Genomic DNA, 24,340 nt, shown 5'->3' with positions numbered 1-24,340 from the left:
AGGCGCGCTTGCACCCCCGCCCTAAAGACCGCCCGTGGCGTTGAAGCCAACCCCCAGCACCGTTAACACCGACAGCGGCAACAGCAGCGTGTCGAGCAGCGCGCTGGCTGGCAGGTCGACATGGGGATAGCTCGGCGCCTCGGCACCAAACCGATCCTTGGCGCAGCAGCCACCATTGATCGCATACAAGTCCAGCCGCGTACCGGCATACACCACCGGTGCACCGGATTGCGCGGCGTCCAAGGTGCGAGCGGTCGCGCAGCCGGCGAGTTGCAGCGCCAGCACTACCATCAAGAGTTTATTCATCGCTGCTCAAATGGTGTTCGCCCCAACGTGGCAGCATGTCCTGAGGGATGTTCAGCAGGTTGAGAATGCGCGCCACCACAAAGTCCACCAGGTCATCGATGGTCTGCGGCTGGTGATAGAAGCCCGGCGATGCCGGCAAAATGGTCACGCCCATGTTCGACAGCTTGAGCATGTGCTCCAGGTGAATGCTCGAATAAGGCGCTTCACGTGGCACCAGGATCAACTGGCGACGCTCCTTGAGGGTCACGTCCGCCGCGCGCTCGATCAGGTTGTTGCACGCACCGGTGGCAATCGCCGACAACGTGCCGGTGGAACACGGCACCACCACCATCGCCGCCGGTGCGCCAGAGCCCGAGGCCACCGGCGACATCCAGTCTTCCTTGCCGTAAACCCGGATCTGCCCCGCCGCCGCACCGGTGTACTCGGTGAGGAAGGCCTGCATCATCTGTACCTTGGCCGGCAGCGCGACGTCGGTCTCGGTAGCCAGCACCAATTGCGCGGCCTTGGAGATCAAGAAATGCACCTCGCGGTCTTCGCGCACCAGGCAATCGAGCAGGCGCAACCCATAAGGTGCGCCCGATGCGCCGGTCATCGCCAGGGTGACGCGTTCCGGCCCGCTCATTTCAGCGCCTCGGCCAACTTGCCATGCAGGCCGCCGAAGCCGCCGTTGCTCATGACCACTACGTGAGTGCCCGGCTTGGCCTGCTGCTTGACGTGTTCGATGATGCCTTCGATGGAATCGCACACCGTGGACGGCACCGTACACCGCGCGGCAATGCCCGGCAGGTCCCAGCCGAGGTTGGCCGGTGCGTACCAGACAGCCTCGTTGGCATCGTTGACGCTTTCCGGCAAACCATCGCGGTGCGCGCCCAGCTTCATGGAGTTTGAACGCGGCTCGATGATCGCAATGATCGGCGCATCGCCCACCTGCTTGCGCAGGCCATCCAGGGTGGTGGCAATCGCCGTCGGATGGTGGGCAAAGTCGTCGTAGATCGTAATGCCATTCACCTCGGCGACTTTTTCCATGCGGCGTTTCACGCTTTTGAAGGCGCTCAACGCGGCAATGCCCATGGACGGCACAACGCCCACATGCCGCGCGGCGGCAAGAGTCACCAGCGCGTTGGCCACGTTGTGCTGGCCGGTCATGCCCCACTCGACAATGCCCTGGGGCTCGCCCTCAAACAGCACTTCGAATCTGGAGCCGTCTTCGCTGAGCAGCTTGACCTGCCACTGCCCGCCCGCGCCGGTGGTTTGCACCGGGGTCCAGCAGCCCATCTCGATCACCCGCTGCAAGGCGGGCTCGGTGGTCGGATGGATCACCAGGCCTTCGCTGGGAATGGTGCGCACCAGGTGGTGGAACTGCCGCTCGATGGCCGGCAGATCGGGGAAGATGTCGGCGTGATCGAACTCCAGATTGTTCAGGATCGCGGTGCGTGGGCGGTAGTGAACGAACTTGGAACGTTTGTCGAAGAAGGCACTGTCGTATTCATCGGCTTCGATCACAAAAAACGGTGTGTCGCCCAAGCGCGCCGACACCGAGAAATTCTGCGGCACGCCGCCAATCAGGAAGCCCGGGCTCATGCCGGCATGCTCCAGCACCCAGGCCAGCATGCTGCTGGTAGTGGTCTTGCCATGGGTGCCGGCAACGGCGAGTACCCAACGGCCTTGCAGCACGTGATCGGCCAGCCACTGCGGGCCAGACACATAAGGCAAACCTTTGTTGAGCACATATTCGACCGCTGGGTTGCCCCGCGACATGGCATTGCCGATCACCACCAGGTCCGGCACCGGGTCGAACTGCGACGGGTCGTAGCCTTGGGTCAACTCAATGCCCTGGGCCTGCAACTGCGTGCTCATGGGCGGGTAGACGTTGGCATCGGAGCCGGTGACGTGATGGCCCAGTTCTTTGGCCAGAACCGCCATCGAGCCCATGAAAGTGCCGCAGATACCAAGAATATGAATGTGCATAGTCGACCTCGTAAAACATCGAGGCAGGTTAGCGCAGGGCGGGGGAAATCGCACTCTTTAGGTGTCGGGCGGCGGCCCCGGAAGGCCGCCTGGAACATCAGGCCGTCGAGGTTTCGCCGGGTGTTTCCTTGGGTAGTTCTGTCTCCTTCAATACGATCAACTTGCCGATGAACTTGTTCACCGCTTCAAAACGCTTGTCCAGGTGCGTCAGGCGAACCGCGTCAGTGAGAGGCGAGGTGCCCGCCGGCACCGCGAAGGGGCGGAAAATCATGTCATTGCCCTCTCCGATCAGTTTCAGCTTCTTTTCAGCCACCTCGTACAACGCCTCCAAGGTGTTCAGACGTTCGTTCGGAGTGGCATAAACCTGCTCCATCATGCGCAGGGCGGGCGCATCCGTCCCCTGACGTATCGCCATGATGTTGTTCGCCACCATTTCGATCCGAAGCTCGGCCAATTTCAGGTGTGCCTCCACCTGAGCGGAATCCGGCACTGGCGCGCCCCCGCCCACTTGGGTACTCGGCGCCGGGCCGTGAATAGGTGGCAGTATGGGCGTTTGCGAGGCGAATTGACCCTTGATCGCCTCCCCGGTCCAGGCCGAGCCTGCGTACGTTGCAATGCTCAACGGTGCACTCACCAGGCCGTTGATACCCGCGTTGACAAAGGCATCCCGGGCCACCGTGCCCAGCTTGGGCTCGTTGGCGAACACGCCAGCCTTGTGCAGGCGGTCTGCAACGATCAGGTTCTGCGTGACATCCGCCAGGGTTTTCGGGGCCACGTGGCTCTGGGAGGGCAGCGTACGCGGACCGGGCGTACCGGTGAGGGTTGCCGAGATTTCCTTGAAGTTGTCCCGCGCGGTCCTTGCGGGAGGCTTGGGGCTCCCAGGCGCAACGGGCGGGCGAGTCGACACGACACTGGGCGTACGTAGCGGAGTCGACGGTGCGCGTCGGAATGGATTGGAAACAATCCCGCGCTTGCTGCGTGTGTGTCCACCCTGGGTTTCTTCATGGGCGAACGTTTCAGGCGCGGCGGGTTCTGTCTGCGGATGGGCGGGCGATGACTCAGAATGGTGGAGCGTCGACGGAGGCAGACCTGTGATACGCATAATCTTCACCTTGATGACTTCTGATACGGATAGGGAGTTAAAGCCGGTAATCCGAGGCCAGGCTGAATGCCGACCTCATCTACTGCGTCTTTGAAAACCGCTATCGGGTTCCAGAAAATCAGCGCCCCACGATAAACCCGAGTCATCGCACGGCAGGCAAAACTCGCCTCCTACTCGCCCAACTGAATAAACGACAACCCGTTAACACTCCTGGCGCAATGGGCGGGCGATTCCATATTTGCGCAGCTTTCTATAAAGCGTGTTTCGACTGACACCCAGCGCGACGGCGGTCTGGCTCATATGCCAATGCTGCTGAGCCAAGGTGGCCAACAATGCTCCTCGCTCTGCAGCCCCCAGCGACGAGTCAGCCTGGGTTGTTGCAGTGCCGGCCGTCACGCTGGGTGAATGGCGAAGCGCCACCGGCAAGTCCTCACACCGCACGCAACCGTCCATGCACAACGCAACCACGGTGCGCAGCACCATGCGCATCTGCCGCACATTGCCTGGCCAGGCAAACGCCAGCAGCGCTTGGCGCGCGGAGGGCTCAAGGGTGACTGCTTGATCACCCGCCTCCTCGGCCAGCAGAAAATCCAGCAATTGGGGCTTGTCGGCACGGTCGCGCAAGGCCGGCAACGGAATTTCCAGACCGTTGAGCCGGTAGTACAAGTCTTCGCGAAAGCTGCCGTCGCCCACGCGCTCCAGCAGATTACGGTGAGTCGCGCTGATGATCCTGACGTTGACGGCTTGCGGCTCGCCGCCAATGGGCACCACCAGCCGGTCCTCCAGTACCCTTAATAGGCGGGTCTGCAAGGCCAGGGGCATGTCGCCGATTTCATCGAGGAACAACGTGCCACCATCGGCCTGCTGCAACTTGCCTTGCATGCCTTCCTTGCGGGCACCGGTGAAACTGCCACCGCGATAGCCGAACAATTCGCTCTCGATCAGGCTTTCAGGGATGGCCGCGCAGTTGAGCGCCACAAAGGGCTTGTCGGCCCGTTGGCTGGCCTGGTGCACAGCCTTGGCGAAGGCCTCCTTGCCGGAACCGGTTTCGCCATTGATCAACAGCGGTACGTCGCGTTCGAACACCCGCAGCGCCTTGCTGAAATCCTGTTGCAAAGCGGGGTCACCCAGGCAGATGCCGGGCAGGCGTGGCCGCTCCACGGCAACCGACTTGGCGATGGGCACGGGGGCTGGGAGCGCTTGCCCGCGCAATGCCGCAAACAAATGCCGGCCATCGCGGGTGCGCAGCGGCCAACTGGCCGTGGCATTGGCGCTGGCGCGGCCGAGCAATTGGTCCAGGGAACAGTCGAAAAACGCTTCCACCGGTTGCCCCAGCAAACCGCCGCGCAGTTGTCCCAGCAGGTTCAGTGCACTTTGGTTCACGGCGCAGATTCGCCCCTCACCGTCGAACGCCAGCAGCCCTTCGCTGAACAAGCCCACCGACTCGGCCTGCAAATGAAAACGCAGCAGCCAGTGGTGTTCGAAGTGACGCAGGAAGTAGCAGCTCTCGATCATCTTCGCCGACAGGTTGACCAGCGCCATGGTATGGAACTGGCTCTGGCGCGACACCGCCTCGCGGGCAGAGGACACGTCCAGCACAGCCAGCAGTTCGCCATGGGGATCGAACACTGGGCTGGCCGAACAGGTCAGCCCGGTATGCCGGCCACGAAAGTGTTCATCACGGTGAATGGTCAGGGACTGGCGCTCCACCAGGCAGGTGCCGATGCCGTTGGTGCCCTCGCACGCCTCGCTCCAGTCGGCGCCCAGCCACAGCCCGGCGCGTTCGAAGATCTTGCGCTCGGACGGCGCGGTGACACAGTTGAGGATCACGCCCCGCGCATCGGTCAGCAACACCGCATGGCCGGCGCCCGAGAGTTGCTGGTGCAGGCTGTTCATCTCACTGCCGGCAATGTGCAGCACCTGTTGCAGGCGCTCGCGGCTTTCCAGCAGGCGGCCATGTTCAAGCACGGTGGGGGCAATGGTTTGCGCAGGGTCCAGGTGGTAGTCCTCCAGGCAACGCAGCCAGGAACGGGCGATGGAGGGATCGCTGGATGGGTCGCGACCATGGGCCACGGTGAGGACTTGCTGGGCATGGCGACTGAAATGATCGTTGTGCATTTCTTATTATTCTCCCTGCGTGAGAACGCCCAGCATCCCCCAGGCCTCCAGCCATTGCAATCCCGGGCAGACTCACCGGTCACCGGCTGTACCAAAGGTGGCACAAACTGTCACACCGCCTGTACCACCCTTGGCACAGCAACGCCTTGCAACAAACCCTAAACCCTTGATTTACCTGGCCCGCAAAGCAGTGGCCCAACCTTTGCTCTACGCTTTATAACGCGCTCGTTGCGCTGCACTCCCAATAAACATAAGAGCCAGGAGATACCTACCATGCGTTACGCACACCCCGGTACTGAAGGCGCCATCGTTTCGTTCAAGGCCAAGTACGGCAACTACATCGGTGGCGAATTCGTTGCGCCGGTCGATGGCAACTATTTCACCAACACCTCGCCGGTCAACGGCAAGCCCATCGCAGAATTCCCTCGCTCCACGGCCAAAGACATCGACAAGGCGCTGGACGCCGCCCACGCCGCCGCCGACGCCTGGGGCAAGACCTCGGCCCAGGACCGCTCGCTGGTGCTGCTGAAAATCGCCGACCGCATTGAACAGAACCTCGAACTGCTAGCCATCACCGAAACCTGGGACAACGGCAAGGCCGTGCGTGAAACCCTCAACGCCGACATCCCGCTGGCCGCCGACCACTTCCGCTACTTCGCCGGTTGCATCCGCGCCCAGGAGGGCACCAGCGCCGAGATCAACGAACACACCGCCTCGTACCACTTCCACGAGCCGCTGGGTGTAGTGGGCCAGATCATCCCGTGGAACTTCCCGCTGCTGATGGCCGCCTGGAAACTCGCGCCGGCCCTGGCGGCGGGCAACTGCGTGGTGCTCAAGCCTGCCGAGCAAACCCCGCTGGGCATCAACGTGCTGCTGGAAGTAATCGGTGACCTGCTGCCACCGGGCGTGCTGAACGTGGTGCACGGTTTCGGCAAAGAAGCCGGCGAAGCCCTGGCTACCAGCAAGCGCATCGCCAAAATTGCCTTCACCGGCTCCACGCCAGTGGGCTCGCACATCATGCATGCGGCCGCCGAGAACATTATTCCGTCCACCGTTGAGCTGGGCGGCAAGTCGCCGAACATTTTCTTCGACGACATCATGAAGGCCGAGCCGTCCTTCATTGAGAAAGCCGCTGAAGGCCTGGTGCTGGCGTTCTTCAACCAGGGCGAAGTGTGCACCTGCCCGTCCCGTGCGCTGGTACAGGAGTCGATCTACCCCGAGTTCATGAAAGTGGTCATGAAGAAGATCGAGTCGATCAAACGCGGCGACCCGCTGGACACCGACACCATGGTCGGCGCCCAGGCGTCCGAGCAGCAATTCGACAAAATCCTGTCCTACCTGGAAATCGCCAAGGGCGAAGGCGCGCAACTGCTCACTGGTGGCAAGGTCGAGAAGCTCGAAGGCGACATGGCGGGCGGCTATTACATCCAGCCAACCCTGCTCAAGGGCACCAATGAAATGCGCGTGTTCCAGGAAGAAATCTTCGGCCCAGTGGTGAGCATCACCACCTTCAAGGACGAAGCCGAAGCCCTGGCGATTGCCAACGACACCGAGTTCGGCCTGGGCGCCGGCGTGTGGACGCGCGACATCAACCGCGCCTACCGCATGGGCCGGGCGATCAAGGCCGGCCGCGTGTGGACCAACTGCTACCACCTGTACCCGGCCCATGCCGCGTTCGGCGGTTACAAGAAGTCCGGCGTGGGCCGTGAGACCCACAAGATGATGTTGGATCACTACCAGCAGACCAAGAACCTGCTGGTGAGCTACGACATTAATCCGTTGGGTTTCTTCTAACTGACAACCCGCTCCCACATTTGAAATGCACTACCTAATGTGGGAGCGGGCTTGCTCGCTCCCACAGTTAGATCTCTACAAGTACTTGCGAAATGCATTCGGCCCATAGATGCCGAATTAAAAACAATAACAACGGACGGTACTTTCCCATGCCTAGCGAACCGACTGGCTCTTCTGTCGACTTCGAAAAAGTTGACTCCCACTACTTCCAACAACGCGAACTTAAAAAAGGCGCCGCCGGCTGGGTACTGCTGGTAGGCCTTGGCGTTGCCTACGTCATCTCCGGCGACTATGCCGGTTGGAACTTCGGCCTGGCCCAAGGCGGCTGGGGCGGGATGTTCCTCGCCACATTGCTGATGGCCACCATGTACCTGTGCATGTGTTTTTCCCTGGCCGAACTGTCTTCCATGATTCCTACCGCCGGTGGTGGCTACGGCTTTGCCCGCAGCGCCTTTGGCCCCTGGGGCGGGTTCCTCACGGGCACCGCCATCCTGATCGAATACGCCATCGCCCCCGCCGCCATCGCGGTGTTTATCGGCGCCTACTGTGAGTCGCTGTTCGGCATCGGCGGTTGGATGATCTACCTGGCGTTCTACATCATCTTTATCGGCATCCACATCTTCGGCGTCGGTGAAGCCTTGAAGCTGATGTTTGTGATTACCGCGATTGCAGCGATTGCCCTGGGCGTGTTCCTGGTGTCGATGGTGCCGCACTTCAACGTGGCCAACCTGCTGGACATTCCAGTGACCGAAGCCAAGGGCGCCAGCACCTTCCTGCCGTTCGGTTATGTCGGCGTGTGGGCAGCGATTCCCTACGCCATCTGGTTTTTCCTGGCGGTAGAAGGCGTGCCCCTGGCCGCCGAAGAAACCAAGAACCCCAAGCGCGACCTGCCCCGCGGCCTGATCGGCGCCATTGTGGTGCTGACCAGTTTTGCCCTGTTGATCCTGGTGATTGCACCGGGCGGCGCCGGCACCTATGCGCTGGTCAAATCCGGCAACCCGCTGGTGGAAGCGCTGGCCTTGTCCTACGGCGGTTCAACGTGGATGGGCGGCTTCGTCAACCTGGTGGGCCTGGCCGGCCTGATCGCCAGCTTTTTCTCGATCATCTACGCCTATTCGCGGCAGATCTTCGCCTTGTCCCGCGCGGGCTACCTGCCGCGCAAACTGTCGCAGACCAACAAGAGCAAGGCACCCGTACTGGCCCTGGTGATCCCCGGCATCATTGGCTTTGGCCTGTCGCTGACCGGCCAGGGCGACTTGCTGATTCTGGTGGCGGTGTTTGGCGCGACCATTTCCTACGTGCTGATGATGGCCGCGCACATCACCCTGCGTATCCGTCGCCCCAAAATGGAGCGTCCGTACCGCACGCCAGGCGGCATCTTCACTTCCGGCATCGCCTTGGTACTGGCCTGCGTGGCCGTGGTGGCGGGCTTTCTGGTGGACCCACGGGTGGTGATTGGCGCCGCGATCATCTATGGAGTATTAATTGCTTACTTTGCTTTCTACAGCCGGCATCACTTGGTAGCAGGCACGCCCGAAGAGGAATTCGCGGCGATCCAGGCCGCAGAGGCCGCCTTGCACTGACTGCCGTAAACCTCGACGCAGGCCGCTGCCTGCGTCGTCAAGGAGACACTGTATGGCAAGCTTTTCCCACGCGGTAGGCGCTCAAACCTACCGCTTCGACAGCCTCAAGGACGTGATGGCCAAGGCCAGCCCCGCACGTTCCGGGGACTTCCTGGCCGGCGTCGCCGCGCAGAACGACGGCGAGCGGGTGGCGGCGCAGATGGCGCTGGCGAATATCCCGCTCAAGCACTTCCTCGAAGAAGCGCTGATCCCTTATGAAAGCGACGAAGTCACTCGGCTGATCATCGATACCCACGATAAACAGGCGTTTGCAGTGGTCAGCCACCTGACCGTCGGCGGCCTGCGCGACTGGCTGCTCAGCGACGCGGCCGACGAACATTCCCTACGCGCCTTGGCGCCAGGGCTGACACCGGAAATGGCCGCCGCCGTGTCCAAGATCATGCGCGTGCAGGACCTGGTGCTGGTGGCGCAGAAGATCCGCGTGGTCACGCAGTTTCGCGGCACGATGGGCCTGCGCGGGCGTTTATCCACGCGCCTGCAGCCCAACCATCCTACGGACGAACCGGCCGGCATCGCCGCGAGCATTCTCGACGGCCTGCTGTACGGCAACGGCGACGCCATGATCGGCATCAACCCGGCCACCGACAGCATCGCCTCGATCTGCGCCATGCTGGAGATGCTCGACGCGATCATCCAGCGCTATGAGATCCCGACCCAGGCGTGCGTGCTGACCCACGTCACCACCTCGATCGAGGCGATCAACCGCGGCGTGCCGCTTGACCTAGTGTTCCAGTCGATTGCCGGCACTGAAGCGGCCAACGCCAGTTTCGGCATCAGCCTGAGTGTGCTGCAGGAAGGTTACGAGGCGGGCTTGAGCCTCAAGCGCGGCACGCTGGGCCAGAACCTGATGTATTTCGAAACCGGCCAAGGCAGCGCCTTGTCGGCCAACGCGCACTTTGGCGTCGACCAGCAAACCTGCGAAACCCGCGCCTACGCGGTAGCGCGGCATTTCAAGCCGTTTCTGGTGAATACGGTCGTAGGCTTTATCGGCCCCGAGTACCTGTACAACGGCAAGCAGATCATCCGCGCCGGCCTTGAAGACCACTTCTGCGGCAAGCTGCTGGGCGTGCCGATGGGTTGCGACATCTGCTACACCAACCATGCCGAGGCCGACCAGGACGACATGGACACCCTGCTGACCCTGCTGGGGGTGGCCGGGATCAACTTCATCATGGGCATCCCGGGCTCCGATGACATCATGCTCAACTACCAGACCACCTCGTTCCACGACGCTTTATACGCCCGCCAAACATTGGGTTTAAAGCCGGCGCCGGAGTTTGAACAGTGGCTGGCAAAAATGGGCATTTTCACGCAAGCCGACGGCAAGGTGCAGTTTGGCAACAGCCTGCCACCGGCCTTCCGCCAAGCCTTGGCGCAACTGGGATGAAGGAGCCGCCCGTGCAACTCGACCTGCCTGACAACCCGTGGCTGGAATTGCGCCGCCTGACCCCGGCGCGCATTGCCCTGGGCCGCACCGGCACCAGCATCCCCACCAGCGCACAGCTGGACTTCCAGTTCGCCCACGCCCAAGCGCGGGACGCCGTGCACCTGCCCTTCGACCATGCCGGCCTCAGCAGCCAGTTGGCCGAGCGCGGGCGCGATAGCCTGTTGCTGCACAGTGCCGCCACTGACCGTCACATGTACCTGCAACGCCCGGATCTGGGGCGGCGCTTGAGCGATGAGTCGGCCCAGTTGCTGCGTGATCATGCGTCGGCCAATCCGGGCGGCGTGGACTTGGCGGTGGTGGTCGCCGATGGCCTGTCGGCACTGGCGGTGCATAAACACACCTTGCCGTTTCTGACACGCCTGGAGGAACAGAGCAGCGCCGACGGTTGGTCCTTGTCGCCGGTTGTTTTGGTGGAACAGGGCCGCGTGGCGGTGGCGGATGAAGTGGGCCAGCTGCTGGGGGCCAAGATGACCGTCATTCTGATCGGCGAACGGCCGGGGCTCAGTTCGCCGGACAGCCTAGGCCTGTATTTCACCTACAACCCCAAGGTCGGCCTCACCGATGCCTACCGCAATTGCATCTCCAATGTGCGCCTGGAAGGCCTGAGCTACGGCATGGCCGCCCATCGCCTGCTTTACTTGATGCGAGAGGCGTGTCGTCGGCAGCTGTCGGGGGTCAATCTCAAGGACGAGGCGCAGGTTCAGACCATCGAATCGGATGATCCTGACCTGATGAAAGGCAATTTCCTGCTCAGTTCACCGGATGACTAATTGCTGCACGATTGCGCTTTTTCGCGCCATTAGGCAGCATCGAGTCACGGCCGCTTGTGTGGTCATCCCCCCTTTGGAAGTTGAGGCCTGGCATGCGGATTACTCAAGCGACCCTGGAACACCTGGACCTGTTGACCCCGCTGTTCGTCAAATACCGTGAGTTTTATGGTGCCCTGCCCTTCCCGGACTCGTCGCGGGCCTTTCTGGAAAAGCGCCTGCGCCGCAAGGAGTCGGTGATCTACCTGGCCCTGGCCGATGATGACGACAAGAAGCTGCTCGGCTTTTGCCAGCTGTACCCGAGCTTTTCGTCGCTGTCGCTCAAGCGCGTGTGGATCCTCAACGATATCTACGTGGCCGAAGACGCCCGCCGCCAACTGGTGGCAGACAACCTGATGCGCACGGCGAAGAAAATGGCCAAGGAAACCCACGCGGTACGGCTGCGGGTGTCGACCAGCAGTGACAACGAAGTGGCGCAGAAGACGTACGAGTCAATCGGGTTTCGCGAAGACACGGAGTTCAAGAACTACGTGTTGCCAATCAGCGAGGACTGAAGCCCATACCGCCTATCCTATGGGGAACGGGCTTGTGTGGGAGCTGGCTTGCCTGCGATGGCATCACCTCGGTCTCACTGATACACCGAGGTGCCGGCATCGCAGGCAAGCCAGCTCCCACAATTGAACACTCGATAACATTCAGACCTTAGCCCATCGTCTACACGACATCCCCCGCTACAAAACCAACACGCTTTTCACGGCTCAATCCGTATAATGCGGACCTCTCAGGGTTGTAAGAATCGCGACATAGACTTGTAGCCTTATTTCCCGACGCCCCCGCACAGGCCTGCTGAGCCGGGCCATTCACACAGGTGCCATTCATGGATTTCAACCCGCTTGACCTTATCCTGCATCTCGACGTGTATCTCGATACGCTGGTGAGGAATTACGGCGTGTGGATCTACGCCATCCTGTTCCTGGTGATTTTTTGCGAGACCGGCCTGGTGGTCATGCCGTTCCTGCCGGGTGATTCGTTGCTGTTCATCGCCGGCGCCATTGCCGCGGGCGGCGGCATGGACCCGATCCTGTTGGGCGGCCTGTTGATGTTGGCGGCGATCCTCGGGGACAGCACCAACTATGTGATAGGCCGAACGGCCGGAGAACGGCTGTTCAGCAACCCGAACTCGAAAATCTTCCGCCGCGACTACCTGCAGAAGACCCACGACTTCTACGACAAGCACGGCGGCAAAACCGTGACCCTGGCGCGCTTCCTGCCAATCCTGCGCACCTTCGCCCCGTTCGTCGCCGGCATCGCCAAAATGCCTTACCCGCGCTTCTTCGGCTTCAGCGTGTTCGGCACCATCATCTGGGTCGGCGGCCTGGTGACCCTGGGCTACTTCTTCGGCAACGTGCCGTTCATCAAGAAAAACCTGTCGCTGCTGGTGGTGTTCATCATCCTGCTGTCCCTGGTGCCGATGATCATTGGCGTGGCCCGCAGCCGCTTTGGCCGCACCTCTTCCGAAGCCAAGTCGCAGTAAGCGCGCGATGTGGTCCCTCAGCGCCTGGCGTCGCCGGCGCCTGCTGGCCAAGCACCCGATTGCCGAGGACACCTGGCAGCGGGTGCGCCACCACCTGACCTTCCTCGACGGCATCAGCGCCGAGCAGGACCAGTGGCTACGCGAAGCCTGCGTAGTATTCCTCGCCGAAAAACACCTCACTGCCCTTCCCGGCGTCGAGTTGCACCAGGAACAACGCCTGCTGCTCGCCGCCCAGGCGCAACTGCCGCTGATGAACCTCGGCGACCTCGACTGGTACCAGGGCTTCCATGAAATCGTGCTGTACCCCGACGACTTCCTGAGCCCCCAGCGCCATCGCGACAGCAGCGGCATCGAACACGAATGGGACGGCGAACACAGCGGCGAAGCCTGGCAACAGGGCCCGGTGATCCTGGCCTGGCCCGGTGTACTAGCAAGCGGCCAGTGGGAAGGCTACAACCTGGTCATTCACGAACTGGCCCACAAGCTGGACATGCTCAACGGCGATGCCAACGGCCTGCCGCCGCTGCACAGCGACATGCGCGTGCAAGAGTGGGCCAGCGTGATGCAGAGCGCCTACGACGACCTCAATCGCCAGCTCGACGCCAACCCGGACGTCGAAACCGAGATCGACCCCTACGCCGCCGAAAACCCGGCCGAGTTCTTTGCGGTCACCAGCGAATATTTCTTCAGCGCCCCGGATTTACTGGTCAACCATTATCCACAGGTGTACGCGCAGCTCAGCCGCTTTTACCGCCAGGATCCCCTGGCCCGCCTGACTCAGCTGCAAGCCAGCGACGCACGGTACCGGACTGAACCCCAGGCGCCGTACGACGTCTGACGCATGGCATCGGCATCAGAATGTGCCTATAATCGCCGCCACTTTTAGGCCAATCCGGCCATGTTTCATGGCCAATTAACGGGGGCAACGCCCAATGAGCTACAGCAAGATTCCGGCTGGCAAAGACCTGCCGAACGACATCTACGTCGCCATCGAGATTCCGGCCAACCACGCGCCGATCAAATACGAAATCGACAAAGACAGCGATTGCCTGTTCGTTGACCGTTTCATGGCCACCCCAATGTTCTACCCGGCCAACTACGGTTTCATCCCAAACACCCTGGCCGACGACGGTGACCCCCTCGACGTGCTGGTCGTAACCCCTTACCCGGTTGCACCAGGCTCGGTGATCCGCGCACGTCCAGTCGGCATCCTGAACATGACCGACGACGGCGGCGGCGATGCCAAAGTTATCGCGGTACCACACGACAAGCTGTCCCAGCTGTACGTGGACGTGAAGGAATACACCGACCTGCCACCACTGTTGCTGGAGCAGATCAAACACTTCTTCGAGAACTACAAAGACCTCGAAAAAGGCAAATGGGTGAAGATCGACGGTTGGGGCAACGCAGACGCCGCCCGCGCCGAGATCCTGAAGTCGGTCGCTGCCTACAAAGGCTGATACCCGCTCCTCATTGCCCCGGCAATAAAAAAAGCCCCGATCATTCGGGGCTTTTTTTGTGGGAAAAATTAAACGACAAGTTCAAAAACTTATAGATCTCGTTTAGTTGCCCTTTGAATCCGGCGCATCGAACTACAACTAAGTAAAAACCTACAAGCGCAACTCAACGCATGGTTTATTTGATCTGTTTTCCCGGTCAGTAAGCTCTGCGTTTATGAATACATCAGGTGATCGTTTAAAAGCGCTATTACGGGAAGTTCACCTTTCCGCCTCCGACTTCGCCAAGAACCGCGGCGTCACGCCCCAACACGTGAACAACTGGTTCAAGCGCGGCGTGCCCATGGGCCGACTCAACGAGATCGCAGAACTGCTGTGCATCTCCAGCCGTTGGCTACGCACCGGCGAAGGCCCCAAGCACCCACCGGCCAACTTCCTGCTGGAAGGCCCGGACACCCGAAAAGGACTGACCAACACCCGCGAAGGACGCGGCAAATACCTCGCAGACCCAGCCTGCCCTCCGGAAAAAACCGACGTGGAGATCGACCTCCACCCTTCCTTCACCTCCAGCGAACGCATCCGCGTCTCCCAACACACCCTCGACACCCTCACCGTAAACCCCGACCGCGCCCTGGGCGCCTACATGGTCGACAACAGCATGATCGACATCATCCAACAAGGCGCTACCCTCGCCATCGACCGAGGCCGCACCCAAATCATCGATGGCGAAATCTACGCCGTAGAACACGACGGCATGCTGCGCATCAAATACCTCTACAACCGCCCAGGCGGCGGCCTGCGCATGCGCAGCCACAACGCCAGCGAACACCCCGACGAATACCTCACGTACGAGCAACGCTTCGAGCAGAACTTCCAGATCGTGGGTTGGGTGTTCTGGTGGTCCACCCTGAACAACCGCCGCCCACCCGTGCCGCTGGATGAGCATTTATTGGGCTGGGAAGGCTCTAAAACGGATCCGGAGGTGGGCATTTGAGGTGAATGTGGGTATCATGCGGCCCACATTTGGCAGGGGGTGGCTTTGCGCTATCCACCCTGCTCGGCGAAGCGGAGGAGTTCCCGCGGATGCCCTTACTATTCAGCCCGACGCAACGTGGGCTGAGCGATTTGAAGGCTGGTGAGGTTTGTCAAAAACAAGCTGAAGCAGTCCCCGAGAAGCCGGCCACAAGCCGGCTTTTTAATGTCTTAAGTATTTACATCACCGAACAAACATTGCCTGTCACAGGTTGGCAGTTCAACGGGTTAGACTTAGCTTTTTGCCTACCCCAAGGAATTGTCGCGTGAACACGGAAAATCATTCCCAGACGGCCGCCTTTCTGTGGTCGATTGCCGACCTGCTGCGTGGTGATTTTAAGCAATCCCAGTACGGCCGCATTATCCTGCCTTTCACTTTGTTGCGCCGTATGGATGGCAATTCCGGACTTTCAAAGTGTGATGCGGCCAGTCCTGAGCACAGTACAGGATGGTATGCCGCTGCCGCTCCGTGAACTACGCGAGCGGATTGCCGATCAGTTCCAATTGAGTGAGGACGAGCGAAAAGAGCACCTGCCTTCCGGCAATCAGACGGTGATCAATAACCGGGTAGGTTGGGCTCGAACTTATCTTAATAAGGCCGGACTACTGACCATCCCGGCGAAAGGTATGGTGCAGATTACTGCGCGGGGCCTTGATGCATTGTCCAATGGACCAGAGCGTATCAGCGTCAGTTGGCTTAAGCAGTTCCCTGAGTTCGCCGACTTTCACACCGCCAAACCACAAACAGGAGACATCCCTGCTGCGTTGGAAATCGCCGCATCGGAAACCACCCCAGACGAGCAGTTAGCCGATGCTCATCAGACTCTTGGCCAAGCATTGGCGGAGGATCTGCTGTCTTTGGTACGTGCGGCCTCACCAGCCTTTTTTGAGCAGCTTGTCGTCGATCTGATGATTTCCATGGGAAATGGCGGATCACGTAAGGAAGCTGGCCGCGCAACTCAACAAACTAACGACGGCGGCATAGACGGCATCATCAAGGAAGACAAGCTCGGCCTGGATGTGATCTACCTGCAAGCAAAGCGCTGGGTGAACACCGTACACCGCCCAGAAATAGATAAGTTCATCGGGGCTCTCACACGCCAGCGCGCTCGTAAGGGTGTTTTCATTACCACTTCAGACTTCTCCAACGGTGCTCGCGAAGCCGCGATGAATCTGGATATAAAAGTGGTGCTAATCGATGGTGAAGATCTGGCACGCCTGATGGTCGAGAACAACCTGGGTTGCAATGTGAAACAGATCTACGAAGTGAAGCAGCTGGACAATGATTATTTCGTAGAAGACTGACGCCCCCCAAGCTGCAAAGTACAAACCAGCCTGGCCGCGCACAGTCGCAACTCAACCACTCGGATGAACACGCTTAACGAGAGCGCCTCAACTTACTCGCTCAGACGGCATCACCCGCGCAAGGTCGAAAATCGCCCTAGCAAAAGTATCTCCAACACCATTTCGCGAGATTTGTACGACCTCATTCAGACCGGTCACGCTAGAAAATTTCAATTCATCATAAAGACAAACGGGAAGCTCACGATTGTTTTTGAACCTGCGATCGGGGCCGCCTTTTTTGTTAACAAATTGCCACGTCCTATCAACTACCGTGGCGTCTCTAGGAAGCGGACCACTTTCGATAAATTGCTTCGCATTGACCTGTAACTGCAGCTCTCCATAGCTAACCGCTCCCACGCCTTTCTCGTCATAAATCAGCACACGGTCAGGGAAGAAATGCAGCGTTTGGCGCCCTACAACCATGGAAATGGTTTCTATATTGGTTTTTACATAAGGAGGTGAAGATCGTGAAATAGTCGTTTTTTTTCGACGAACAAGGTTGCTCGCACCAGCGTGATACTTACGATCATGAACGGCACCTTCGGCTTCGATATGCCAGGCTGCAACAGCTGTCGAAACCTGCTGACCGCTGCTATGCAATGCTTCGTAAGCTTTTTCCATCTCGGCGTCAAAATCGTAAAACAGTACAACCGTCTTAGCCATCGCGTCGCGTGCCGCAAAGGCAATGGTTAGGATTGAACCAATGACGAGTGCGCTCCATAAAGCGCTATTGGACCAACCACTACGTAGGCCAAGAAATACTGTGAGCAGTCCCAGGACGCCAACCCATGGCCAAATCCGCCATCGTGCCTGCTTCATATTCATCTCATTGAGCAAATCACGTGAAGATGAATCCACGATTTTCGAAGCAGCCGCGGATTCGATTTCGACTAAAGGGGCGTGGGTACCCTCAGGTATCACAGTAGTGTCAATGTGAGGTAAAAAAGGCTGGTTACCGTTTGCACTTGGTAGGGTAGCCCGGTAATACAGGCCTCCCCGACCGATATGCACGTAATTACCCCGAGGTCCCGTCCCAATGCGTAAGCCTTTCAACCCAACCGAAACGCCCACTCCCTGTTGGGACAGGTTGAAACGAAACAGCCCTACTCTGATGCTCTTACGAATATAGAAACCCATTACCCTTCCTTGAAGCCGTCTGAACATCCACTGTTAGTAGCTGACTCACTGCTCGCCAATCACAAGGAGTACATCATCGATATACCGCCCTTCCATACCGTGGGTGCCATTACGCAAATACCCAGGAATCATCTGCTGAAACTCAATACGGTCTGCAGGTAGAAACTCAAGCAACGCTTCCAGCATCGCAGGCCTCAATAGCCGCTGATTAACAGGAACATCTGGCAAACTCGGCCGGATCACATTTTCTTCAAGCCACAGCAACTTCTCTCGCAGGCTGTAGTTACCCTCAAGGGTAATACGCTCAGCGTGCTCGCTCTGCTCATCTGCCACGTGCTGGATTGAAGCCTCTTCAGACTCCTCGCCTATCGCCGCTACCTCTGCCGTTGGCTCGGTTCGCAACCGTGCAAGCTCCTGGAGAATAGGTTCGATTTGCACGCGGGCATTGCGGAACCAATCCACCGACCAAATGCGGCGAATATTCCAGCCCAATTGCTCCAACACGCTTTGACGCAGACGGTCGCGGTCACGCGCGGACTTGGCCGAATGGTATGCGGCTCCATCACACTCAATGCCCATCAGGTAGCGGCCAGGTTGCCCAGGATCACGGACAGCCAAATCAATGAAGAATCCCGCTACGCCAACCTGGGGTTCGCATTGATAGCCATGGCGCGACAACATGTCCATGACTGCTACCTCGAAATCACTGTCAGGGGCGCGTTCATTTTCTTTGATGTGTGGCATACGACCAGATTCGGCGAAGTGCAGAAAGTCGCGCAGTGCCTGAACACCTCTGCTAGAGGTTCCGGTTACTAAGACATCGGTCGATCCAAACGAGGAGAAGACCTGCATGCGTTTCTTGGAGCGGGTATACAGCACGTTCAAACGTCGCCATCCGCTGGCACCGTTAATCGGGCCAAAGCGTTGAGGAACGGTGCCACCTACTTCCATAGGGCCGTAAGTACCGGAGATGTAAATAACATCTCGCTCGTCACCCTGAACGTTTTCCAAGTTCTTGATGAACAGTGGCTCATCCTGACTTTGATTACGGTCCAGCGCGACTTGCAACTGCGGACTTTGTTTGGCCAGATGCTCAAGCATTCGCTCAATTTGATCAGCCTGTTTAACGTTCATGGCCACCACACCTAAAGACTCATCAGGTCGGTGAGTAAGGTGGTGTTCAATGGCCTTAGCGACAACTTCAGCCTCTTCGATATTGCGCTGCTCAACAAAACGCCCGCGAGGTACTCTGACAAACTTGACGCCAAATTCGGTTGATTCGCGGTGCGGTGATGGGTAGACAACGAGGTTGCTTTCATAGAAGGCCTTGTTGGAGAAGGCGATCAAACTCTCGTGACGGGACCGGTAGTGCCAACGCAAACGCCGCAGTTTGAATAGCGGCATGGCGGCTTCCAAAATGCTTTCTGAGTCCTCTGCCAAGGAAACATCGGCTTCATCGGCGTCTGTATCGCCACCGTTGCGGGAGAAGAAATTTGTCGGCGGCAATTGTTTCGGGTCACCCACAACCACTAACTGTTTGCCTCGGGCAATGCTACCCAATGCTTCTTCCGGACGCATTTGAGAGGCTTCGTCCATAACGACCAAATCGAACTCGACATGACCTGCTGGCAGATATTGGGCGACAGCCATTGGCGACATCATGAAGCAGGGTTTGAGGCCCTGTAACGCTTCAGATGCACGGTTCATCAAGCTACGGATCGGCACATGCCGTGTCTTTTTCTCAGCCTCACGTTGCAGTAAGGCCAGTTGCGTAAAGTCTCGAACCGCTCCATGACTATTGCCGGCGGGAATATTGTTCTGACTGATACGTGAAGAAACCTGCTCACGTTGTAGATGCTTGAGCTGCTCGTCAATGTCAGCAAACCGGGCGCGGATGGCTTCTTGTTCTTTACCCGAGAATTGACCCAATGCGGGATCGAGCTCAAGAATCTTCAATGCCCAGCTGTCGAGAAGGCCGAGCAAACAAGCGTCAATACAGTGCTCCGACGCCAGTTTTTGCGTTTCGATTGCTTCGACGACGGTCTCGAACCCTAAGTCGACCAGGTGCAAACGCAAGCGACGGTACTCGAACCAATGATCGAGGAGATCCGAATTCTGTGCAGCCCATGCCAAGCGGTCAGCAATGGGTTCGAAATCTGCTTTCTCAATGGACTGCCACCACTGGCTGGAAATGACCGAAGCGCTTTGGAAAAAGCCTTCCAATGCGTGCTCCCAAACATCCACAGCTTGTGCGAGCGTTGCGCCTTCTTGACGCCAGTGGAGTATCAACTCCTCAGCCTCTTTTGGCGTACACGCCGTCAACTGCGGAACGAGAATGTCACGAATCGGTAACGCCAGAATGGGTTGAACGAACGCAACCGTATGCCGCCACGTAGTCAAGCGAGGTCGGGCTGCGGAAAGGTTTTCTATTCGAGGGAGCTCTTCTCCTAACAAGCAGGTTTTTAGCACTGCGTCGCTTTGCAGGGCCGCCGAACGGGCCTGCCAGCTCTCCACGGATTGAATCAACTGCAGCAGTTGCCCCATCGTAGGTTTCTCTTCGCTAACCACGGGTAGTAAAGAGCGAAGAGGAGCTCCGACGTCTCTGATAAGGCGAACATACAGCCCCTGTGGGGCGAGCAAGTCTTCCGAACGCAAATCATGGCAGTCAAACGGCAACAGTTCTTCCAAGTCCAGTCGATGGTCACGTACATCCATCAGGTAGGATTCGAGCTCTACGGTATCGTCAAAAATCTCAGCCAATAGCTGCTCATCGACTTTAAGTAGGTACTCTGCAATCCAGACCTTTGCACCGAACCCACGTCCGCATTCTGCTCGCAGGAGCTTGTACCAATCTCGTAAACGCTTGAGCGCATCAATCGGAGTATCAATGCCTTGGAAATGCTCACCCAGTTTTTCGCCTAGCCCTTTGTTTTCATTCAACTGACTGTATTGTTTCAAATAGGCAATTACATCAGGTAGGACCACCAGAAGCTGGTTCAGCTTGAGCCCAGGTCGCGCCATAGCCAGGATTTCGGCTTTCGCAGAGCGCCATTGCCCCTTGAACCAACGGAAAAGTGATTTATCTGCCAGAACTCGATTTAAATCCTCTAATCGCGTATGGCTAGGCAATCGATCCAGTGTGAAGTGACCTGCTGCTTGCTCCTGCAAGTGTTTAACAACCGAGATATCACTGCCCAACTCTACGAGCAATTCGTCCAAGCTCTCGTCTTCAAAGCGCTTATGGCGAAGACTTGCCAAATCCTCAGGCATCGCCGAAAGCATTTGCAGAAAGAGTACCAACTGCTCAATTCCGATAAAGTCACTTCGCAAGCCTTGAACGGCCCGCCCGTCCGTTAACAACTGAATTAGTCTTTGAAGGCGCGGAGCCAACTCCAGTAGATCTTCAGCCTCTTCAATCACATCCAGTAGGACATTAAGTGAAAGGGCTTCATCACCGTTATGCAGACGTATGGCTGCGCAGGCTTTTTTGATAGATGAGATTGCTTCCTCAGAGCTAATAACTTCAGCACGCAACGACCTAGCTAAAACACTCTGTTCGTCCAACAAGGAGTCCATACCCTGCAGCCAAAGCTTCAACGCCTCACAGGACGCGATGTCCAAGCGTCCTAATAGATCCCAATCCTCATCACCTTTAGGTAATGCAAGCACCGGAATAGAGGCAGCTAAATCTCGCATCTGTTCTGGGCTATAAGCCTCCAGTACAGGAACCTGAAGCTGTAGTGCGAGTTGAGGCCGAAGAGTCGCTAGACGATTCAGCGCATGCTGCGCGCGTGCGAGGTTTTCCAGAAGTGCTGATCGCTCGGCACCCGTCACCCGCGTTTTTGTGCTGCCAAACCACGGATGCGTTTCAAGCCTGCCTGCTTGGCCAGCCTCCTCAGCTGTCTTACGATAGATATGTGCGTAAAAGCCGGCTTGCTCTTGCAAATGCACTTTATCAATCAATACCTCGGACTGCGGGTGCAGGTCTGAAGGTTTAATCGACAATGCCTCACGCAAACGCGTTGCCTGCATGAGCACCTGATGAACACTCATTCCCGATTCTTCGAATTGAGTATGTAGGTGATGTACGTGCTTATTGAGCTGCTGCTTCAATCGCTCATAGTTGGAAATCAGATCTGTAAGTTGCTTAGGCGAACGGTAGCCGCCATTTTTCTGAATCCGTTGCCGAATGCTATCGATAACAGCGCTCTTTTGGCTCTTATGACTATGCAACTCCAAACAGAAATCACCCAAGCCGGCCCGCGTCAGTCGAGTTTTGACGACCTCAAGCGCCGCCCTTTTTTCGGCAACGAATAACACTTTTTTGCCTTGGGCCAATGCCGCAGCAATCATGTTGGTGATGGTCTGAGACTTCCCTGTACCGGGAGGCCCCTCAATCACAAGATCATCCCCGCGGATAACATCTATCAATGCACTGTGCTGAGAGCTGTCAGCGTCATCAATGAGAGGAAACTGCAGGTGAATCTGCTCAATATCGTCTATCGAATGCTCGACGCAAAATGCGCCTTGCTTTCCTGTCGAGTCAGGCGGTAAACCGTCCATTCCTGTTAGTCGCTTAACCAAACCGTGATCAAGCAGCGCTTGATCTTTCCACCGGCCGGGATCAAGGTCGAGGTACATCATCAACTTGCCAAACTCAAACAGACCGAGCGAAGCGTAACGATGAACTTTCCAGTCAGGTTTGACTTTCAGTACGGTTTCTACAATTCGCTCGAAGTACTCTTCAGGTGTACTGTCGTCGGTAATTCGCGGTAACGCGATATCAAAATCGACGCGAAGCTTTTCTCGTAGCGAAAGGTTGGTAAGAATATCTTCACCGGTAGGGTGTACGCGGTATTCAAAAGTTGCGGTTTGAGGGTTGAGCTTTCCTTTCTCCAAGTTCACTGGCAATAACATCAACGGTGCCAGACGGGTGCTTTCTTTACCCGCCACCGAGTCATTCCACTCCAGAAAACCCAGCGCAAGATAAAGGATGTTTGCACCCGTCTCCTCAAGCGCTGATCGCGACTGAGCATGTAGTATCTGCAGCCGAGACTCCATCTCTACCGGGTAATAAAGCGTCTGGATCGCATCATCAGAGTGCTTACCAGATTCCCCGTTTTCAGGAGGCAGAGGTAGCTCATAGCTGGTCGACATACCCAGAATTTGCGCCCACACTTCTGCTGTGGGTTGTTTCTTGAGTTCAATAACTGCGCCTGTTTTTTCGTCCAGCTTTAAAAAACCGTGAGTAAGCAGCTGCCTTTCCGTTGGCTCAGGCACAGCAGCAAAGCGCATAGATTTTTCGTCTGCCAAGGAGTCAAACAAATGATCCGGCAGCTCATCAATGATCCGTACAAAACGCTTGGAGCGCGCGTGTGAGAAATTCAACAACCGATTGCGAGCACTAAGGTCAAGCAGCCTACTTCTCAGTTTCTCCAGACTTTCCGGTATCTCGCTTGGAGGCGTATCGAGGTCGTCCCAATCGGTAAATGGCTCTGTATCAATAGGCTTCGAATGCCCCTTGGCCTCTGTATCGAAGCGATAAACCGATCCCCCGCGACCACTTCCTTTATTGAGCAACCCCTTGGAAATAAGCTCGTCACGAAGACGCCAGTACTCTTCCTCAGAAACGGAAAAATCCTGAAGCTCAGCTCGCCGATCGATCCGGTCCCTGAGTGACTTGTTACCAACGGCAGTCCCGTCTGCAGGGACTAGTTCCAATATCCATTGCAGAACAAGTTCATCTCGTTGGATATCCAATGATTCAGGGCCTGAGTTCACGTCGATCACCGCTAATTTTCGGGGTAACTGCCTAATGATTTATCCGGGCAAGGCAAGCCGATGCTCAGCTTCAGCTGGCCGCGATAACAAGAGAGGCGTTTTAGGGGCGCGGCAGATTTCTCAGTGCGCTCGAGATGCCATCCTTGGGAAACAGCGGCCTGCCTGGAATTTGATGGATGTCACAATATCCAGCACGCGCTGCAAGGTAAAGGCAAAATGCCTTGACGCGTGCAAGTCTCTGCTTCCACAAGGGTTGGAAGAACCACCAAATGCTGCCTGTCTTATGCCAGTGGTGACGGCAAAGGCGAACTGGCTGCTGTCTTGCCCGTCTTTGAAGTGGAGTGATTAAGGCTGCATACACTCCACAGCCCGATCCGCCACCATCTTCGCCAGCTCCACCAAATGCATCACCGCCCTCTGCGGTGCAGCCAGCGGTTCCCCAAGCACCTGCGACGTAGCCACCGCACACTGCAGCAACTCAGCCACACGCACCCAGGCATCCTCAAAGCTTAGCTCTTCATTAACGGTGAATGGGTAAGTCGCACCCGATGACGGCAAATCCGAACAAACGTTATCCATAGCAAAACCCCTAGCAGTAAGTGAATACCACCGTCCTTTTGCGACTAAACAATCAGAGGTGGCGGCTGTACGCAGGTTAGTCGACCGGCTGCTAGGCTCCGGCGCACCCGAGGGTGCCCTGCGCACAGCCACCATAAAGTGCAGGTGAGAAGACACCTGTCTTTGAGATGGCGCATGCGCCTAGCAAGGTCCGGGCGACTAAACCCGTTCACTGAATATGCAGTGACAGCCCGCAGCCTAGTCACCCATCCCCACTGGCGCAATGCGGTTTGGATTCTCTCGGAAACGTCCCGCAAATGAAAGCGCTCAGCCCTGCTGGCCTTTAAAACCC

General features: G+C 57.8%; 19 protein-coding genes and 1 pseudogene. 12 read left to right on the top strand and 8 right to left on the bottom strand.

Annotated features, from left to right (window positions below):
* Nucleotides 1-21: 21 nt before the first annotated feature.
* From HX803_RS04905 to HX803_RS04885, 5 genes are all read right to left on the bottom strand, one after another.
* Complete coding sequence (locus HX803_RS04905) at nt 22-306, bottom strand: YceK/YidQ family lipoprotein (RefSeq protein WP_178919377.1); 285 nt, start codon at nt 304-306, stop codon at nt 22-24.
* Nucleotides 299-928: a flavin prenyltransferase UbiX gene (ubiX, locus tag HX803_RS04900; RefSeq protein ID WP_071485426.1), complete on the bottom strand. Its 630-nt coding sequence runs from the start codon at nt 926-928 to the stop codon at nt 299-301. Before ubiX ends, HX803_RS04905 begins: the two co-directional genes overlap by 8 nt.
* Nucleotides 925-2,274 carry a UDP-N-acetylmuramate:L-alanyl-gamma-D-glutamyl-meso-diaminopimelate ligase gene (mpl, locus tag HX803_RS04895; protein WP_178919375.1) on the bottom strand — a complete coding sequence of 450 codons (1,350 nt, stop codon included), beginning with the start codon at nt 2,272-2,274 and terminating at the stop codon, nt 925-927. The genes ubiX and mpl overlap by 4 nt, the downstream gene beginning before the upstream one ends.
* Nucleotides 2,275-2,371: 97 nt before the next feature.
* Nucleotides 2,372-3,181 carry a hypothetical protein gene (locus tag HX803_RS04890; protein ID WP_372339894.1) on the bottom strand — a complete coding sequence of 270 codons (810 nt, stop codon included), beginning with the start codon at nt 3,179-3,181 and terminating at the stop codon, nt 2,372-2,374.
* Between the two features lie 396 nt (nt 3,182-3,577).
* Nucleotides 3,578-5,494, bottom strand: coding sequence for a sigma-54-dependent Fis family transcriptional regulator (locus tag HX803_RS04885; protein WP_178919373.1), 1,917 nt, complete (start codon nt 5,492-5,494; stop codon nt 3,578-3,580).
* 273 nt (nt 5,495-5,767) lie between these two features.
* Here HX803_RS04885 and HX803_RS04880 point away from each other — a divergent pair, with 273 nt between their 5' ends.
* The 12 genes and pseudogenes from HX803_RS04880 (at nt 5,768) to HX803_RS04825 (ending at nt 16,473) form a co-directional block, all read left to right on the top strand.
* Nucleotides 5,768-7,288: an aldehyde dehydrogenase family protein gene (locus HX803_RS04880; protein ID WP_176998548.1), complete on the top strand. Its 1,521-nt coding sequence runs from the start codon at nt 5,768-5,770 to the stop codon at nt 7,286-7,288.
* A 149-nt stretch (nt 7,289-7,437) separates the two neighbouring features.
* A complete protein-coding gene (eat, locus tag HX803_RS04875) occupies nt 7,438-8,871 on the top strand; it encodes an ethanolamine permease (protein ID WP_176998549.1) in 1,434 nt (477 codons plus the stop codon).
* Nucleotides 8,872-8,923: 52 nt separating this feature from the next.
* A complete protein-coding gene (locus HX803_RS04870; protein ID WP_178919371.1) occupies nt 8,924-10,318 on the top strand; it encodes an ethanolamine ammonia-lyase subunit EutB in 1,395 nt (464 codons plus the stop codon).
* Entirely contained in the window at nt 10,315-11,148 is an 834-nt protein-coding gene (gene eutC / locus HX803_RS04865) for an ethanolamine ammonia-lyase subunit EutC (protein WP_178919369.1), read from the top strand. The genes HX803_RS04870 and eutC overlap by 4 nt, the downstream gene beginning before the upstream one ends.
* Before the next feature lie 92 nt (nt 11,149-11,240).
* Nucleotides 11,241-11,699 carry an N-acetyltransferase gene (locus HX803_RS04860; RefSeq protein WP_017735604.1) on the top strand — a complete coding sequence of 153 codons (459 nt, stop codon included), beginning with the start codon at nt 11,241-11,243 and terminating at the stop codon, nt 11,697-11,699.
* Between the two features lie 323 nt (nt 11,700-12,022).
* Complete coding sequence (locus HX803_RS04855) at nt 12,023-12,679, top strand: DedA family protein (RefSeq protein WP_178919367.1); 657 nt, start codon at nt 12,023-12,025, stop codon at nt 12,677-12,679.
* 7 nt (nt 12,680-12,686) lie between these two features.
* Nucleotides 12,687-13,517: a zinc-dependent peptidase gene (locus HX803_RS04850; protein WP_178919365.1), complete on the top strand. Its 831-nt coding sequence runs from the start codon at nt 12,687-12,689 to the stop codon at nt 13,515-13,517.
* 94 nt (nt 13,518-13,611) lie between these two features.
* Entirely contained in the window at nt 13,612-14,139 is a 528-nt protein-coding gene (ppa, locus tag HX803_RS04845) for an inorganic diphosphatase (RefSeq protein ID WP_068579703.1), read from the top strand.
* A 214-nt stretch (nt 14,140-14,353) separates the two neighbouring features.
* A complete protein-coding gene (locus HX803_RS04840) occupies nt 14,354-15,130 on the top strand; it encodes a helix-turn-helix transcriptional regulator (RefSeq protein ID WP_178919363.1) in 777 nt (258 codons plus the stop codon).
* Nucleotides 15,131-15,219: 89 nt separating this feature from the next.
* Complete coding sequence (locus HX803_RS32655) at nt 15,220-15,438, top strand: hypothetical protein (protein WP_256732812.1); 219 nt, start codon at nt 15,220-15,222, stop codon at nt 15,436-15,438.
* Nucleotides 15,435-15,563: pseudogene (locus HX803_RS33085) on the top strand (type I restriction-modification system subunit M N-terminal domain-containing protein); the annotation flags it as partial. The gene HX803_RS32655 and the pseudogene HX803_RS33085, both read left to right, overlap by 4 nt.
* 58 nt (nt 15,564-15,621) lie before the next feature.
* Entirely contained in the window at nt 15,622-16,473 is an 852-nt protein-coding gene (locus HX803_RS04825; protein ID WP_372339893.1) for a restriction endonuclease, read from the top strand.
* Between the two features lie 87 nt (nt 16,474-16,560).
* Here the strand turns inward: HX803_RS04825 and HX803_RS04820 are convergent, their stop codons facing one another.
* The 3 genes from HX803_RS04820 to HX803_RS32645 all read right to left on the bottom strand — a co-directional run bounded on the left by HX803_RS04820 (nt 16,561) and on the right by HX803_RS32645 (nt 24,009).
* Nucleotides 16,561-17,649, bottom strand: coding sequence for a DUF4236 domain-containing protein (locus HX803_RS04820; RefSeq protein ID WP_178919359.1), 1,089 nt, complete (start codon nt 17,647-17,649; stop codon nt 16,561-16,563).
* A gap of 45 nt (nt 17,650-17,694) precedes the next feature.
* On the bottom strand, nt 17,695-23,439 hold the full coding sequence (hhe, locus tag HX803_RS04815) for a DUF4011 domain-containing anti-phage protein Hhe (protein WP_372339892.1): 5,745 nt from the start codon (nt 23,437-23,439) through the stop codon (nt 17,695-17,697).
* A gap of 336 nt (nt 23,440-23,775) precedes the next feature.
* Entirely contained in the window at nt 23,776-24,009 is a 234-nt protein-coding gene (locus HX803_RS32645; protein ID WP_256732811.1) for a DUF6124 family protein, read from the bottom strand.
* Between the last annotated feature and the right edge of the window lie 331 nt (nt 24,010-24,340).

This window comes from Pseudomonas sp. P7548 (assembly GCF_013386585.1).
GTDB lineage: Bacteria > Pseudomonadota > Gammaproteobacteria > Pseudomonadales > Pseudomonadaceae > Aquipseudomonas.
Note: the sequence above shows the minus strand (reverse complement) of the source record. Positions and strands in the feature narration are given on the sequence as shown.